Source organism: Xanthomarina spongicola, from assembly GCF_003148645.1.
Classification (GTDB): domain Bacteria; phylum Bacteroidota; class Bacteroidia; order Flavobacteriales; family Flavobacteriaceae; genus Xanthomarina; species Xanthomarina spongicola.
On sequence record NZ_QGGP01000011.1, the window covers coordinates 36084 to 52794 of the forward strand.

General features: G+C 30.7%; 18 protein-coding genes. 11 read left to right on the forward strand and 7 right to left on the reverse strand.

All coding sequences use genetic code 11. The features are described from left to right. Positions 1-27: 27 nt before the first annotated feature. Complete coding sequence (locus tag LX78_RS14225; protein WP_109683449.1) at positions 28-1662, reverse strand: aminopeptidase P family protein; 1635 nt, start codon at positions 1660-1662, stop codon at positions 28-30. 154 nt (positions 1663-1816) lie between these two features. On the opposite strand from LX78_RS14225, the gene gcvT reads away from it, so the two are divergent. From gcvT to LX78_RS14260, 7 genes are all read left to right on the forward strand, one after another. Next, the gene (gcvT, locus tag LX78_RS14230) at positions 1817-2899 is read left to right on the forward strand and encodes a glycine cleavage system aminomethyltransferase GcvT (RefSeq protein ID WP_109683450.1); all 1083 of its coding nucleotides are present in this window, start codon (positions 1817-1819) and stop codon (positions 2897-2899) included. A gap of 3 nt (positions 2900-2902) precedes the next feature. Further along, positions 2903-3817, forward strand: coding sequence for a glutaminase (locus LX78_RS14235; RefSeq protein WP_109683451.1), 915 nt, complete (start codon positions 2903-2905; stop codon positions 3815-3817). Positions 3818-3843: 26 nt separating this feature from the next. Beyond that, complete coding sequence (locus LX78_RS14240; RefSeq protein ID WP_109683452.1) at positions 3844-4677, forward strand: sugar nucleotide-binding protein; 834 nt, start codon at positions 3844-3846, stop codon at positions 4675-4677. A gap of 55 nt (positions 4678-4732) precedes the next feature. Further along, on the forward strand, positions 4733-5023 hold the full coding sequence (locus tag LX78_RS14245) for a 4a-hydroxytetrahydrobiopterin dehydratase (protein WP_109683453.1): 291 nt from the start codon (positions 4733-4735) through the stop codon (positions 5021-5023). Positions 5024-5291: 268 nt separating this feature from the next. Continuing rightward, the gene (locus tag LX78_RS14250; protein WP_109683454.1) at positions 5292-6014 is read left to right on the forward strand and encodes a YebC/PmpR family DNA-binding transcriptional regulator; all 723 of its coding nucleotides are present in this window, start codon (positions 5292-5294) and stop codon (positions 6012-6014) included. Between the two features lie 16 nt (positions 6015-6030). Beyond that, positions 6031-6642 (forward strand): hypothetical protein, encoded by a 612-nt coding sequence (locus LX78_RS14255; RefSeq protein WP_146192594.1) that lies wholly within the window; start codon positions 6031-6033, stop codon positions 6640-6642. Between the two features lie 104 nt (positions 6643-6746). After that, entirely contained in the window at positions 6747-8213 is a 1467-nt protein-coding gene (locus LX78_RS14260; RefSeq protein WP_109683456.1) for a peptidase associated/transthyretin-like domain-containing protein, read from the forward strand. A 146-nt stretch (positions 8214-8359) separates the two neighbouring features. Here LX78_RS14260 and LX78_RS14265 read toward each other — a convergent pair whose 3' ends face one another. From LX78_RS14265 to LX78_RS14290, 6 genes are read right to left on the reverse strand one after another with little or no spacing between them, the layout of a single operon-like run. Then, positions 8360-8908 carry a 1-acyl-sn-glycerol-3-phosphate acyltransferase gene (locus LX78_RS14265; RefSeq protein WP_109683457.1) on the reverse strand — a complete coding sequence of 183 codons (549 nt, stop codon included), beginning with the start codon at positions 8906-8908 and terminating at the stop codon, positions 8360-8362. 1 nt (position 8909) lies between these two features. Next, complete coding sequence (locus tag LX78_RS14270; RefSeq protein ID WP_245881547.1) at positions 8910-9992, reverse strand: iron-containing alcohol dehydrogenase family protein; 1083 nt, start codon at positions 9990-9992, stop codon at positions 8910-8912. Between the two features lie 27 nt (positions 9993-10019). Then, positions 10020-10724 carry an HAD family hydrolase gene (locus tag LX78_RS14275; protein WP_109683458.1) on the reverse strand — a complete coding sequence of 235 codons (705 nt, stop codon included), beginning with the start codon at positions 10722-10724 and terminating at the stop codon, positions 10020-10022. Positions 10725-10729: 5 nt separating this feature from the next. Then, complete coding sequence (gene kdsB / locus LX78_RS14280) at positions 10730-11458, reverse strand: 3-deoxy-manno-octulosonate cytidylyltransferase (RefSeq protein WP_109683459.1); 729 nt, start codon at positions 11456-11458, stop codon at positions 10730-10732. A gap of 50 nt (positions 11459-11508) precedes the next feature. Next, positions 11509-12075, reverse strand: a complete 567-nt coding sequence (locus tag LX78_RS14285; RefSeq protein WP_109683460.1) for a DUF4126 domain-containing protein — start codon at positions 12073-12075, stop codon at positions 11509-11511. Between the two features lie 18 nt (positions 12076-12093). Further along, on the reverse strand, positions 12094-13518 hold the full coding sequence (locus tag LX78_RS14290; protein ID WP_109683461.1) for an ATP-dependent DNA helicase: 1425 nt from the start codon (positions 13516-13518) through the stop codon (positions 12094-12096). A 123-nt stretch (positions 13519-13641) separates the two neighbouring features. Here LX78_RS14290 and LX78_RS14295 point away from each other — a divergent pair, with 123 nt between their 5' ends. The 4 genes from LX78_RS14295 (at position 13642) to LX78_RS14310 (ending at position 16652) form a co-directional block, all read left to right on the forward strand. Continuing rightward, positions 13642-14376, forward strand: coding sequence for a hypothetical protein (locus tag LX78_RS14295; RefSeq protein WP_245881548.1), 735 nt, complete (start codon positions 13642-13644; stop codon positions 14374-14376). After that, positions 14339-15181 carry a DUF3822 family protein gene (locus LX78_RS14300; RefSeq protein ID WP_245881549.1) on the forward strand — a complete coding sequence of 281 codons (843 nt, stop codon included), beginning with the start codon at positions 14339-14341 and terminating at the stop codon, positions 15179-15181. The genes LX78_RS14295 and LX78_RS14300 overlap by 38 nt, the downstream gene beginning before the upstream one ends. Then, positions 15181-15717 (forward strand): RsmD family RNA methyltransferase, encoded by a 537-nt coding sequence (locus LX78_RS14305; protein WP_109683462.1) that lies wholly within the window; start codon positions 15181-15183, stop codon positions 15715-15717. The genes LX78_RS14300 and LX78_RS14305 overlap by 1 nt, the downstream gene beginning before the upstream one ends. Before the next feature lie 173 nt (positions 15718-15890). Then, a complete protein-coding gene (locus LX78_RS14310) occupies positions 15891-16652 on the forward strand; it encodes a hypothetical protein (protein WP_109683463.1) in 762 nt (253 codons plus the stop codon). Positions 16653-16711: the final 59 nt, after the last annotated feature.

Below are 16711 nucleotides of genomic sequence, written 5' to 3' on the forward strand. Positions count from 1 at the left end.
AACCTATTTATAGACAATTTTAATTACTTAATCTAAACTAGGTAAAGTAAAATCGTCTAAAGCACTTTTTTCTTTCATGAGTTTTTCTATTTCTTCAGATTTACGTGGTGCTTCAGCAGAAAGGTTTATTGGTCCATTTTCAGTAATTAGAATATCGTCTTCAATTCTAACTGCAATTCCCCACCATTTCTCATCACAATCGCTTCCTTCAGGAATATAAATTCCTGGTTCCACAGTAATTACCATATTTGGTTCAAAAGCACCATAAAGTCCAGCGTCATGCACATCTAGCCCTAAATAATGCGATGTTCCATGGGGAAAGTATTTCCATGATTCCTCATTGCTTTTTATTAAACCAAGCTCAATTAAACTGTCAGTAATTACTTTTCTACATGCAGCATCTGTAGCAGAATATGCGTTCCCAACTGTAGCAGCTGCAATACCAGCTTCTTGAGATTGATAAACAATATCATATATTATTTTTTGCTCTTTTGTAAACTTACCATTTGCAGGAATGGTTCTAGTAACATCTGCTGTATAACCATGATATTCTGCACCTAAATCCATTAACACTAAATCGTTTTCCACTTTCATTTTATTATTTTCAATATAATGTAGCACACAACCGTTATTTCCAGCTCCAACAATACTTGGATAGCCTTCATACTCGCTACCATATTTTTTATAAACATACTCATGTACACCTTGAACTTCAGTTTCTGACATCCCAGGATGCATGGCTTTCATTATTTCACGTTGTCCCATAGCAGAAATACGAATGGCTTTAGTAAGCAACACCATTTCTTCTTCCGTTTTTATTTGGCGTAATCCTCCCATAATGGTCGATAAAGATTGTGTATCTAAATTACTTTTAGGTGTTTCGCTCTCTATTTTAATAACTTGTTGTTTTAATTCTATACGTGTATTATCATCAGTTGCATTTACATAAGCCTCAATAATTTTATCATCTTTTAAATCTGGATAATATTCTAAAGCACGACCTAAGTTTTGAGCCACATTAGCACTGTTTTCAATTTCAGTAGCCTTAATCATTTCGTAAGCTCGTTCTTTTATTGGGTCTGGAATAGCAACTTCGCTATAATTTGCTTGAGTTTTAAAAGTTTCAATCAAACTATATAAATCTGCCTGATTTCTTTTAGAGTCTCTATAATCGTTTTCGAAATTAATAAACATCACTTTATCAAACGAAGCATAATCTATTCCAGAATTACTAAAATCACTTCCATTATAAGCAGCCTGAAATCCTAATTTTTCTTTTGCTCCTTCTGTTCCTAAACGAGTTCCATTCCATTGTTCTGCTCTAGGATCCTTTTCTTGTACATAAATAATTTCGTTATAATTTATTCCAGCATCATTTACTTGTTCTTCAGAAAAAATAACTAAAACACCATTTGGCTCTTTATAACCTGTTAAATAATAGAAATTTGGGTCTTGATGATAAATATAATCTACATCATTTGCTCTATTTCTCACTGGATTTGTAAACAAAACAGCAATACTATTTTCTGGCATTTTTTCTCTAAAAGCGTCTCTTCTGCTCTTATGAAATTCTGAATCTAAATAATCGGTTGGAATACCATCTTGCGCTAAAATAAGTGCAGAAAATAAAAAAAGACAAATTGTGGTTAGTTGTAGTTTCATGTTAGTGTTTTTGTTTGATTTAACTAAAATAAATGTTTGTCACTTGTTTTAAGGCCTATCTTGAAAATTTAACAAATTTTTAATCAACCTACTTCTTAAAAGAAACAGATAATTTTCAATACTTTTGTCTATCAAAATTTGAAAGACCATAAATATGAAAAACACTGCATTATCATCCACACACGAAGCTCTAGGAGCAAAAATGGTTCCTTTTGCTGGCTATAACATGCCAGTTCAATACGAAGGTGTAAACATAGAACATGAAACCGTTAGAAATGCTGTTGGTGTTTTTGATGTTTCGCATATGGGAGAATTTTTAATTGAAGGACCACATGCACTTGAATTAATTCAGAAAGTTTCTAGTAACGATGCTTCGAAATTGACTATTGGAAAAGCGCAATACAGTTATTTACCAAATGAAGATGGTGGTATTGTGGACGATTTAATTATCTATCGAATTGAAGAAAATCAGTATTTATTAGTAGTAAATGCTAGCAATATTGAGAAAGATTGGAATTGGATTTCATCTAAAAATGATGTTGGAGCCCAAATGAAAGATTTAAGTGAAGATTATTCACTACTCGCTATTCAAGGTCCAAAAGCAGTAGAAGCTATGCAGAGTTTAACCAGTCATGATTTATCTCAAATAGACTTTTATAATTTTATAGTAGGAGATTTTGCTGGTATTGAACATGTTATTATTTCTGCAACAGGCTATACTGGAAGTGGTGGCTTTGAAATTTATTGTAAAAACAGTGAAGTAAAACAAGTTTGGGACAAAGTTTTTGAAGCTGGAGCAGATTTTGGCATTAAACCAATTGGTCTTGCTGCTAGAGATACATTACGTTTAGAAATGGGTTATTGCCTATACGGAAATGATATTGACGATACTACGTCTCCGTTTGAAGCTGGTTTAAGTTGGGTGACTAAATTCACTAAAGAATTTACAAATTCTAAAGCTTTAGAAGCTGAAAAAGCTCGTGGTTTAGAAAACAAGTTAGTAGCATTTAAATTAGACGAACGTGGTGTACCAAGACAAGGTTATGATATTGTTGATGGTCAAGGAAAGAAAATTGGTTATGTAACTTCTGGAACCATGTCTCCTTCTCTAGGTATTGGAATTGGTTTAGGCTATGTGCCTAAAGTTTTTGCTGCTGTAGATAGTAAAATACATATTCAAATTAGAAAAAATGCTGTTCCTGCAACAGTTATAAAACTTCCTTTTTACAAAGGTTAATGTATGATTGATTATCAAAGTATTTTAAACAGCATCTATAATAAAGTAATTCAGGATAAAGACAAAGGGCAAATTGCTACTTACATTCCAGAACTAGCAAACGTAGATAAAAATAGCTTTGGAATCCATTTACAATTAATTTCTGGTGAAACCTTTTCGGTTGGAGATTCTGAAAAGAAATTTTCCATTCAAAGTATTTCAAAGGTTTTAAGCTTGGCTTTTGCTATGTCTAAAGTTGGCACAGATATCTGGAATCGATTAGATGTAGAACCTTCCGGAAACCCGTTTAACCATATGTCTTTATTAGAACTGGAAAAAGGCATTCCTAGAAATCCATTTATAAATTCTGGAGCTATTGTTATTGCAGATATTTTGGTGTCTTTATTAGATAACCCAAAAGAAGATTTTTTGACATATGTTAGAGATTTAACTGGAGACGCAAGTATTGATTACAACTACAAGGTGGCCAATTCTGAAAAACAGACTGGTTTTACCAATTATGCAGCAGCAAACCTTTTAAAATCTTTCGATAATTTAAATAATGACGTAGTTGATGTTTTGGATTTTTACTTCCATCAATGTTCACTAGAAATGAGTTGCGAGCAACTAACAAAGGCATTTTATGTGTTTGCCAATAAAGGAAATTGTTTATTTGAAAAAACAAGACTTACAAAAAGCCAGGCTAAGCGAATTAATGCCATTATGCTTACATGTGGTTTTTATGATGAAGCTGGAGAGTTTGCTTTCGAAGTTGGTCTTCCTGGAAAAAGTGGTGTTGGTGGTGGTATTGTGGCTTTACTTCCAAACAAATTTATTATTTCGGTTTGGTCTCCAGGCTTGAACGAAAGAGGGAATTCTAAACTAGGCATGCAAGCACTCGAACTATTTACTACACAAACTAATCAATCTATATTTTAATACAAAATCTTCCGTTTTAGAGCTATATGAAAGAAAGAGAAGATAAACATCGTGTGTTAATATTAGGTGCAAGTGGCTTTCTTGGAAATGCCATTTACAAAGAGCTTTGCTCCTATTTCAATACGTTTGGCACTTATAATACAGAAAATATACTCTTTGAAAACAATAAACACTTTCTTCAATATAATGTAGAAGAAGACGATGTTTTCGAAATTCTAGAAGCTGTAAAACCTACTATCATTATTTCCTCTATAAGAGGCGATTTTTCAGCACAAGTAATTGCTCATTCTCATATTTGCGATTATTTAAAATCTCATAGAGAATGTAAATTAATCTTTTTGTCTTCTTCAAACGTTTTTGATGGTTACAGTAAATTTCCAAGTTACGAAACAGACAAAACATTAAGTCATAGTATTTATGGGCATTTTAAAATTAAAATTGAAAACATGCTCATGCGTTTACCTAAGAGACAAATAGTTGTCCTTAGATTGCCAATGATGTTTGGGGTTCAATCTCCAAGAGTTCAAGAAATAAGAATGTTACTTAACGAAAAAGAACCTGTTGAAGTTTTTCCTAATTTAATTATTAATGTTTCTACAGACTCAAAATTAACACAACAAATTCATTACATCATTAACAGAAATAAAAAAGGAATTTTTCATTTAGGTAGTAATGATTTAGTGCATCATGATGAATTTATAGAAGACATTATTAAGACACTAAATATAGAAAAATATACACTTAAACAAGTCTATACTACTAATGATGAGCGTTATCTAGCCGTTTTATCGAAATACAATTTATTACCAAAACATCTACACTTTTCAAGTCAAGAAGTGCTATTTGAATTGTCCGTTTAGTTGAATTTTACACAATAATTGTGTAAATTTAAGTACATATATAAAACCAAATAACATGAGTAAATTATCAGAACAAGACATAGAAAAAAAATTATTGCGTTTTCCTGATTGGGAATATTACGAGAATGCCATTCATGCAGAATTTGAATTTGATAATTTTAGAGATTGCTTTAGTGCAATGAGTAGAATTGCTTTCGAATGCGAATCACTAAACCACCATCCAGAATGGACAAACGTATACAATATTCTATCCATTTCACTATCTACACATGATGCTGGAGGTGTTACAAACAAAGATTTTCAGTTAGCAGAAGCTATTGAAATGATTGTTGAAGTTCAAGAGTAATTCTAGTGTTTCCCCTTCGATTCAGCTTCTAAAGGGCATACCGTTAGCAGTTGCAATATTCAGTTGACTTGTCATACTGAGCGCAGTCGAAGTGCATCAATAAGGCACTAAAGTAATTCACTTAACCTAATGGTTTAGCGAATTATAAAAATTGATAATTTTCTTCATACAATCACATTCAATTATCTTATTTTTTTACATTTGTGATGCAAACAAATTATTAAATAAGATTTCCACTTTCGTGGAAACTAAAAATAAAATTTTTTAAATGGGAAGAGCTTTTGAATTTCGTAAAGCACGTAAAATGAAACGTTGGTCTGCCATGAGTAAAGCATTTACTCGTATTGGTAAAGATATTGTCATGGCAGTAAAAGAAGGAGGTCCAGATCCTGCAAGTAATTCCAGATTGCGAGCTGTGATACAGAATGCCAAAGCTGTAAACATGCCAAAAGACAATGTGGAACGTGCCATTAAAAAAGCAAGCGATAAAAATCAAGGCGATTATAAAGAAGTTATTTTTGAAGGTTATGCACCACATGGAATTGCAGTTTTAGTTGAAACTGCTACAGATAACAACACTAGAACAGTTGCCAATGTGCGTAGTTATTTTAATAAATGCGATGGTAGTTTAGGCACTTCGGGTTCAGTTGTTTTTATGTTCGACCATACTTGTAATTTTAGAATTCCAAATGAAGGTATCGATCCAGAAGAATTGGAATTAGAATTGATTGATTTTGGAGCTGAAGAAGTTTTTGTGGATGATGATGGCATATTAATCTATGCTCCTTTTGAAAGTTTTGGAGCTATTCAAGCAGAACTAGAATCTCGTGAGATTGAGATTCTTTCTTCAGGGTTTGAACGTATACCACAAGTTACTAAAGGATTAACTCCAGATGAAGCTGCAGATGTTGAAAAACTTCTTGAAAAATTAGAAGAAGATGACGACGTGCAGAATGTGTATCATACTATGGAAGAAAGTTCTGAAGATTAAATAAAAACAGCCAACCTTGAATTACTCCAAATCACTTATTATATTCTTTATTATTATTTGTTCTGTTCCTAAAAATGTATTGGGACAAGACTCTAATAAAGATGTGAAATATGCTGATGCCAAAGGAGTCTATATCTCTGAAAAGAAATTCAATGAATGTTTAAAAGCAGGATATCCAACTAAAACCATTGAAGAAGATGGAATTACAATACATTTTCTAAGCCAAAATTTTATTGTAGATAAATTGACTCAAACAGAAAACGAACAAGTTCGGTTAATAATTGATAAGATTGTTGGCAAGGACATAGATAGAAATAAAGCCATTAGTATTCATCTATATAAAAAAAATGATAAAAAGCTACAGCACGATATTAAATACAAGAGATATTGGAGATGGATCAAGAAAAACCCAAACAGAATTGAAGCTTTTTTAATAGGTGATAAAAATTCAGGAATTACTCCTAATCCTGAAAAACATGTGTATATTGATTCTTATAATTTTTTTTATAATACGTTTTTCAATAATTCAGAATTAGATTATAATCATATAATTTTTAAACCAGATGGCACTTACAAACTGTACCATGGCAATTATGACAACTTAGGTGTTATAGATGGGGCTTTCTAAAAATAAATTCATAAATCTTTCTAAAAGTCCTAAACAAATTGTTTGGGATTTTTAATCTTTATAGGTAACAAATCAAGAAGTCAATCGTTTTAAAAATAAAACTTATGCTTAAAAAGTCTTTAACCATCCTATTTTTATTTGGCTATATCTATTTTAGTTTTGCACAGCAAGTCTCTGGAAAAGTACTAACTATAGCCAATGAACCAATTCAGTTTGCAACTATTCAAATTGGTGAAAACTATGGTGTTATTACAAACGAAGAAGGTAATTTCTCTATTGCTACAGATGGTTTTAAACCTACAGATTCTGTTTATATTTCTTGTTTAGGATATGAAAAATCTGGACATCTGTTAAAAGATTTTGTGTCTAAAGAATATAAGTTAGCTGAACAGGTAAACGAATTATACGAAGTTTACTTAACCAACAAGCCATTAACATTAGATTCTATAATGTATTATGTAAATAGAAACTTAAAAAAGAACTATAAAAACAATCTTGTAGAATACAACATTTTTAGTAGACGTACAGAATATATTGTTGGTAAAGATGCTGATTTTGAAATAGATAAATCTACCGGTTTTAAGAAAAAACAACTAGAAGCCTTTAATAAAGATTTCGACGAATTAGAAACATCCTTATTAAATAACAAATCCAAGCAATACACAGAATTTGTTGGAAAACTAAACATTAAAGATGAAGAATCTTCCAAATTAGAAGTTGATAAAGCTATTCGATTACTGGATGAACGCAACAACCAATCTGTCGAGAAACTTACTGAAAAGGCTAAAGAAATTGTTTTAAAACACTTAGATAAAGACAAAGTATATACTGTAAAATCAGGTTTATTTAAGATGTCAGATTCTGTATCTCTAAATGAAGATAACAGCAAAATGGAAGATACTATGAACTCTCTAAAGTTTATTAGAAAAATGGTTCATAATATGGTAGAAAGTCATGGTTTTAGTTCTAAAACTATTTTAAACTTTATTACAGATACTAGAAAATACGAATACGAAATTAAAGACATTACGTTTATTGGTTCGGAAATGGTTTATGTAATTAGCTATGCACCCAGAAGAAGTTCAGCAGATTTTGAAGGTACATTCTATGTGTCTAATCAAACTTTTGCAATCTTAAAAGCCGATTACAAGTTTGCTAAAGGACGTGTTGGAGAGAAATTAAATTTAAAATTAGTTTTAGGTGTTAAATACATAGAACAGAACAAAAAAGGGTCTGTAATTTATAAAAAACATCCAGATGGTTATTATTATCCAAACTACATGACAGATCAGTTAGACAGGTATTTTTATGTGGATAGACCAATAAAATTTAAAGACAATAACAGTAGCGAAAAAGTAGCATTCGACTTTAAAATTGAAGGGGTTTTTAAAGAAAAGAACGAGATTTTAATAATGAGTGAGAGAGAGATAACAGAATCTGAATACAATGCTACCAAAGAAAAAAGAAAAATTGATTATGAAGAACTAAAAGCTTTCGATCCTGAATTCTGGAAAGATTATAATGTGTTGGAACCTTTAAAAGAAATGAAAGAATTTAAAGTTGAATATTAATATCTACTTGAATAATAAAATTTAAAAAGCTACTTTGTTCAAGTAGCTTTTTTTTATTAGCAAATGTTTCTTTTTAGGGACAAAAAGTTTACTGTATGTTTCATTTACTAATGTATATTTTTAGATTCAAAATTTATGCCAAAAGTTTATGAATACTCAGGTATTTTACCCACAACACCTTTATAAAACTGTTTCATAAATCTAAAATCAGCTTCAATATCATCAGTCGTATAGAAAGGTTCTGATATTTTATTTTGTTTATTTTTAAAATCCAGAGTAAACATGATAATTGGGACTTTAGCAGCTTTAGCTATATAATAAAAACCTGTTCGCCACTCGTCTACTTTCTTTCGTGTTCCTTCTGGCGCTAAAGTCAATCTAAACTCATCATTATCATCAAAAAGCTTTGCAATGGCTTCTACTTTATTTTGACCTGACGTTCTGTCTAATGGTTTGCCTCCAATGGCTTTAAAATAGTAGCCAAAAGGCCAAACAAAAAGTTCTTTTTTACCAACAAAATTTGATCTAATTCCAATCACTTTTCTTAACAATAATCCAATATAGAAATCATGCCAACTCGTGTGAGGAAGGGCTATTACCACAGCTTTTTTAACAGTATCTTTAGACATAGTTGTATTTCCAACCAGCTTCCAGCCTAATAGTTTAAAATAAATAAATTTGGCAAGTTTTTGCATATTACATTCTAAGGTAGAGTTCTTTTAATTTGTCGCGTGTAATAGTTTTTCTCCAATGCTTGCCTAAGGCATTTTCCCAAAGAGGTTCTAAACTTAAAGCAACATCTATCATGATATCTAATTCACTATCAGATAAATTAGCACATAATCCTTGAGGTAGATTAATATCATGTTTTGCTTTCATTTTTTTGAAAAGCGCTACGCCTTCAGGATAAAACTCCTCTAATTGATCGAAAACAATACAGTTACCAATTCCATGTTTGGTTCCAAGTAAATATCCTAAACCATAACTCATAGCATGAGCTACTCCAACTTGCGAATAAGCTATACTCATACCTCCATGCCATGAAGCCATCATGAGTTTGTCTTGTGCTTCTTCATCAGACAGATTGTTATCTAAAAACAATTCTTCACATAATTCATAAGCTTTTTCGCCATATGTCTTACTAAATGCATTAAGGAATGTACCATTTAAAGATTCAATACAGTGAATAAAGCAATCCATTCCAGTATAAAACCATTGGTCTTTAGGAACATCTTTAGTTAATTCTGGATCTAAAACTACTTGATCGAAAGGTGTATAATCTGAATTAATTCCTAATTTTTTTTCTGGACCAGTTAAAACAGTTGTTCTTGAAACTTCGGCTCCAGTTCCAGAAATTGTTGGAACTCCAACATGATAAATTGCTGCGTGTTTAACAAGATCCCAACCTTGATAATCCTTAGATTCTCCATCGTTAGTAAGCATAATAGAAATGGCTTTAGCTAGATCCATTATGGTTCCTCCTCCTATTCCAATAATTCCTGATGGTCGTTCTTTATAAGCTAGTATAATTTCTTCAACTAGCTCATCTACTTGAGAAGTCTTTGGTTCCTGGTCAGCAGAAATGTAATATATTTTATCATCGTAAGACAAAGGTATTCTAGATGTTAACCAAGAATTACCTTTAAACACGTCGTCTACAATATAAATAAATGGTGCTTTCGAATTTAATCTTTTAGGCGAAAGAATATCTCCTAATTGATTAAAACAGCCACGTCCAAAAACGACTTTGGACACCATTGGGAAATTTTTATAACTCATGTATTTATTGTAACTATAATTATAAAATTAATTAAATAATGGCAAAATATCTAATAAGCTACTTACCGTTCTATATGTTTTACCATTTGTTTCACTCTCATCAACCTGTTCGTGAGTCCAAGTAGTGTGAAAAGGGACATGTATGGCATGTGCTTTAATATTTACTAAAGGCAATATATCTGATTTTAACGAATTTCCAATCATTAAAAACTCTGATGGTTTAACATCTAAACGATTTAATAATTTAGAGTAATTTAATTCTTGTTTATCGCTTAATACCTCAATATGATGAAAATAATCAATTAATCCAGATTTTTCTAATTTACGTTCCTGGTCTAACAAATCTCCTTTTGTTGCTAAAATTAATCGGTAATTATTAGATAGTGTTTTTAAAACAGTTTCTACACCTTCTAGTAATTCTACTGGCTTATTAATCATGTCTTTACCAATATCCAAAATTGCTTGAATAGCTCTATTAGACACGTTATTATTAGATAATTCTAAAGCCATTTCAACCATTGATAGAATAAAACCTTTTACACCATAACCATAAAGTGGCAGGTTTTTCATCTCCATTTTAAAAAGCTCTTGATCAATTTTATTCAAAGTTTCATATTGCGCCAACAATTTAGCAAAAGCAACTTCAGCATCACGAAAATAAGTTTCGTTTACCCAAAGTGTATCATCTGCATCAAAACCAATGACTTTAATATTTTTATAATCTTCTTTCAATTAATTTACTTCCAAAGTTTTTTAGCGCGTTCTAAATCTTCAGGAGTATCTATTTCTACTCCTTGAACATTAGTTTCAACCATTTTTATTTTCTTACTGTATTCTAAATAACGAATACATTCTATTTTTTCTGAAGCTTCCAAAGAAAGCATTGGTAATCTATAAAAATCTAGCAAAGCGTCTTTTCTAAAAGCATAAACACCCTTGTGTTTATAGTATTTTACATCAACTGTTTCATCTCTTGGGTATGGAATTGGGCTTCGTGAAAAATAAAGCGCAAAATTATTTTTATCTACAATAACTTTTACAGTATTTGGATTTTTAATTTCATCCCAATCTGTAATATGTACCATCAACGATGCTAAATCGATTTCTTTATTGACATCATTTTTAAAAACATGAATCAATTTTTCTAAAGAAGATACTTCTGTAAAAGGTTCGTCTCCTTGAACATTTACCACAATATCAATATCCATAAACTCTACAGCTTCGGCAATTCTATCGCTTCCACATTCGTGTTCTTTGATACTCATTATAGCTTTTCCTCCATTACTTGTAATTTCATCGAAAATAATCTGACTATCTGTTACCACAAAAACATCATCAAACAAATTAGTATTAACAGTCGCTTCATAAGTTCTTCTAATAACAGATTTCCCTTCTAAATCCTGCATAAGTTTGCCTGGAAATCTTGATGCACTATATCGTGCAGGTATCATGGAGATTATTTTCATTTAGTATTTTAACTTTAATAGATTCAAAAATAGGATTTTTAAAATATATTTTAAGGTTTCGATGGTTTAAACTTTTTGTAAATCCTAAAAATCATGAAACAAATGATGCTAACCAAAATAATAGCTACTATTGGCAGAAAAATAGAAATAATAGATAAAAAAACCGAAGTACCAGTTTCTATGGTTGAAACAACAGGGTTTCCAATTCCAGCAGTTGTAGATGTTGATGCTAATCTAGTAGCAGATGTTGTTCCAGCTATGGCAGCAGCTGTTCCTCCACCTGCTATTATAGCTAAAGCCCAAGTAAATACTGGACTTAAATCTATTGCAGTAGAAACCATTATAGCTGTTCCAGCTATGGCTGCCAAAGGTATTGCTATGGTGTCTAAAAGGTTATCTACAAAGGGAATATAGTATGCAAAAATCTCAACTACTGTTGCAACTCCTAGAACTATTACAGCTGGTAAACTGCCTATCCATATCCAAGATTCGTTTAATTCCCATACTTGAAAATAAGCTGCTAAACTTAAAACAAACAATGGCACAAAAACACGAAAACCAACTGATGCAGCCAGACCAATACCCAAAAAAATACTTAAAATGGTTTCTATAGACATGGTTATTAATTTCTAAAATTATTCTTCAAAAAATTCACCTTTAAAACCAATAAGATACAATTTTTCTTTGGCACGAGTTACTGCTGTATATAACCATCGTAAATAATCTTTTGTTATCCCTTCGGGTAAGTAAGGCTGCTCCACAAAAACTGTATTCCACTGACCTCCTTGTGATTTATGGCAAGTAATTGCATAAGAGAACTTTACCTGTAAAGCATTAAAATGTTTATTATTCTTTACACTTAAAAACTTCTTATAATTACTACTTTCATTTTCATAATCTTTCATCACTTCTTGATACAATTTGTTTGAATCTTCATAAGTAAGCGAAGGTGTTTCTGCAGAAATAGTATCAAGAAGTAAAACCGTTTCAAAAGGTCTCATTTTTGGGTAATCGACCATTCTAATTTTTACTTCAGCAAAACGAAAACCATACAATTCTAATATATTAAATATCTCTAAAACTTCAATGATATCTCCATTAGCTATAAAACCAGCTTCGGTTGTAGGTTTAATCCAAAAATAATTATTCTTTACAACCATTAAATAATCTCCAGGCGTTAACTCGTTTTCATTAAAGAGTATTCTGTTTCTTATTTGTTCGTTATACAAATTAGCACGCTTATTACTTCTAACAATTATGGCAGTTTCTTCGTTACCTAACTGACTATAAGAATCGTTAATAGCATCCATTATTTCTTGACCATCTATAAGTCTAACAATATCTGTGTAGCCTTTTAAATTAAATTTAAACGTATCGAAAAAAGCATTGGATAAAGACTCTCTTAAATTTGTTGCATTCTCTAAAATTCCAGAATTTTGTACCTGTCTTACTACTTCATCAAGTTCCATTTTTATAACCTGCTTGTTGTAATTCAAGCTAAGTGTATTAGCATCTAATGCTGGACTTAAATCTAATTTTACAGGTGGGAGTTGTGCAGTATCTCCTATTAGCAACAATTTGCATTTATGTCCAGAATAGACATATTGCATTAAATCGTCAAGAAGGGAACCATTTTCGAATAATTTCGATTCGCTAGGTGCATCTGGAATCATTGAGGCTTCATCTACTATAAAAATGGTGTTTTTATGCTTATTAGGTTGTAAAACGAATTTCACATTGCCACTTTTTTCTTTTTTTGGAAAATATATTTTTTTATGAATTGTAAACGCTTCTTTTCCTGAATAATTTGAGATTACTTTTGCTGCACGTCCAGTTGGAGCCATTAATACAGCACTCTTTTTTGCCTTCCAGAGATTAGATACTATAGTACCAATAATGGTTGTTTTTCCTGTTCCAGCATAACCTTTAAGCAAATACAAGTCGTTTGGTACATTGCTAAAAATAAATTCAGATAATTGTAATAAAACAATATCTTGCTTTGTTGTAGGATTAAATGGAAACTGCTGTTTTATAAGAAAATAAAATTCCGAAGGACTCATGAAACGTGTTAAATTTTAATATTTCATCAAAGATAGCAATGATTTTTACCTACTTTGGTTTTTACGATTAAAAAAAAATTGTAGATTTGCGTTGTACCTTAATTAAATTTAATAACTAACACTATGTTTAAAATAATTCTTATAGCTGTTGCTGTAATACTAGTTACAATTGGTTTAGTATGGCTAATTGACAAATTTATTCCTTCTAAAATGAAACCTGTATTAACTATTGCACTATGGGTTTTAATTTTCTTTTTAGGATACCAGACGTTTATGTCTGTTTATGAACCTATTCAATTTAACAAAATAAAGAATAATCGTTACAAAGCAGTTATAGAAAATTTAATTGACATTAGAGATGCACAATTAGCGCACCAACAAGTTACTGGTAAGTTTGCTCCTAATTTCGATAATTTAGTTAAATTCTTAGACACTGCACAATATACTATTACGCAACGTAGAGATTCCACTATTATAGATGAAGAATTAACAAAACGTTATGGTGGTGTTGAAACTACTAAAGAAATTACAATTATTGATACGCTAGGATTTAAATCTGTTAAAGATTCTTTATTTAAGAATTCAGATAGATATAGAACCATGATGAATGTTCCTAATACAGATGCTCAATTTGAAATGAAAGCTGGCTTATTAGAACAAAACGAAATGCAAATTCCAGTTTTTGAAGCAAGTGTTAAGAAAAAAGTTATTTTACACGATCAAAATAAAGATTTAATTGCTCAAGAAAATCAAGTTATTGCTGTTGATGGTGTTAATGGAGATGCTCTAAGAGTAGGTTCTATGGACGAAGTTAAAACCAATGGGAATTGGCCAAAAACTTATGGAGATAGCGAATAAAACCAAAAATATTTCAACTCATATAGATTTGTCCATTCAAATAAGTTTGAATGGACTTTCTTTTTGTATCTTAAATAGAGATACAAATACCATAACTTATTTAAAGCATTTTAAGGAAAATAAAAAACTTAATCCTTTTGATGCCTTAGATCTTTTAAAACACCTTTTTAATACTGAAATAGAGTTACAGCAAGATTTTGCAAATATTCATGTTATTTATATAAACGAATTAGCCACCATAGTTCCAAAATCTTTATTTAATGAAGACCTTCTTGCAGACTATTTAAAGTTTAATTCAAAAATTCTAAAATCAGATTTTATTGCTTTCGATTCTTTAGAGATAAATGATAGCGTAACTGTGTATGTACCTTATGTAAATATAAATAACTATATATTTGAAACGTTTGGTAGTTTTACTTACAATCATTTTTCTTCTATTTTAATTGAAAAAATACTCCAAATTGAAAAACATGCTGAAGATGCTAAACTATATGTGCATATAAACAAAGAACATTTTGAACTAGTAGTCACAGACAAAGGGAAATTAATACTTTACAATACATTTGATTATTCAAGCAAGGAAGATTTTATTTATTACATCTTATTTACTTTAGAGCAACTAAAGTTAAATCCAGAAAAGATTAAACTAATACTTTTAGGCGATGTTGATAAAGACTCAGAATTATATACAATAGCTTATAAATATATTAGACACATAAGTTTTGGAGCTAGAACAGATTCTTACAATTACACTAATAATCCAAAATCTAATTATTCAGATTTTGTACTAACACAAAGTTTCTAATGCGCATAGTTTCTGGACAATTTAAAGGCAGACGAATTACTGCTCCAAAAAAATTACCTGTTCGGCCTACAACAGACATGGCTAAAGAGGCTTTGTTTAATATTTTAAACAATCAGTATTATTTCGATGAAATTTCTGTACTAGATCTTTTTGCAGGAACTGGAAACATAAGTTATGAGTTTGCTTCAAGAGGCACAAAAAATATTACAAGTGTCGATCAAGACTATGGCTGTATTAAATTTATAAACGAAACTGCTACTAGCTTTGGCATGTCTATACAAACTATAAAAAGCGATGTGTTTAAATTTCTTGAAAAAAATATACTAAAAGCAACCATTATTTTTGCCGATCCTCCTTATGGGTTTTCTATAGAAGATTTTTCTAAAATACCAGAATTAGTTTTTCAAAATAATTTATTAGAAGAAGATGGTGTTTTGATTGTTGAGCACTCTAAACACACAGACTTATCTAATCTTGAAAATTATAGCCATTCTAAAGGTTATGGAGGTAATATGTTTTCGTTTTTCGAATTATAATGTATAAGAACACTATATAATTCGATTTTTTTTCATTACTTTAGTAACCTCTTCCCTAAAGAGTTAAGCCTCTAATTTTTGCTTTCTACTATTACCCCTTTTCTATAATACCTTTTTATGCATGGTTAATTTATAAATTAATTCAACAATTATATTAACCAAAACCAATTATTATGAAAACTATTAAAAGTGGATTATTTTTCTATGTATTTGTCTTATTTGCATTTTTTAATGTTACAGCACAAGACAGCCAACCAACCATGTTTACAACCCATACAGACAATGTAAACTTCGACAAGATTATGGAATATGAAGGAATAATTAAAGAACTCAACGAAAATTTAGTAAAGCATAACGTAAAAGGTACTAGCTGGACAGCTATAAACTTAATAGATGGACGCTATATTTATGCTTCGCCAATTAGCAATATGGCAGACTTAGATAAAAATCCTATGGCTGATCTTTTTGAAAAAATGGGAAAAGAAGCAGCTGGAAAATTATTTGAAAGGATGAATGAATGCTATGACTCTCATTCTGATGCTGTTATTCATCATATTCCAGAGTTATCTTATATGCCAGAAGGCTATTCTACAGACGGAAAAAATTATAGAGAATATCACATTATGTATTATTCACCAAAGAACAGTAAAGCATTAGGTGATGCTATGGAAAGTGTAAAAGAACTTTTTGAATCTAAAGGCATTAAAAACGGTTACAACATGTATCATAGTGGTTTTGGTAGCGAACAAGGCTATTATATGGTTTCGATTGCTGCTGAAGACCAAATGGATTTAGCAAAAAGTGGACAAGAAAATGATGCTGCTTTTGGACCAGAAGGCCAAGCCGTATTTTATGAAGTTATTAAACTTACTAGTGATTATGAAAAAATAGAAGGAAGAGTAAGACCGGATTTAAGTTATTCTCCAAAAGAATAAATTTCTCAAAGCTTTAATTAAAATATGCCCTTATAAAAATAAGGGCATATTTAATAAAA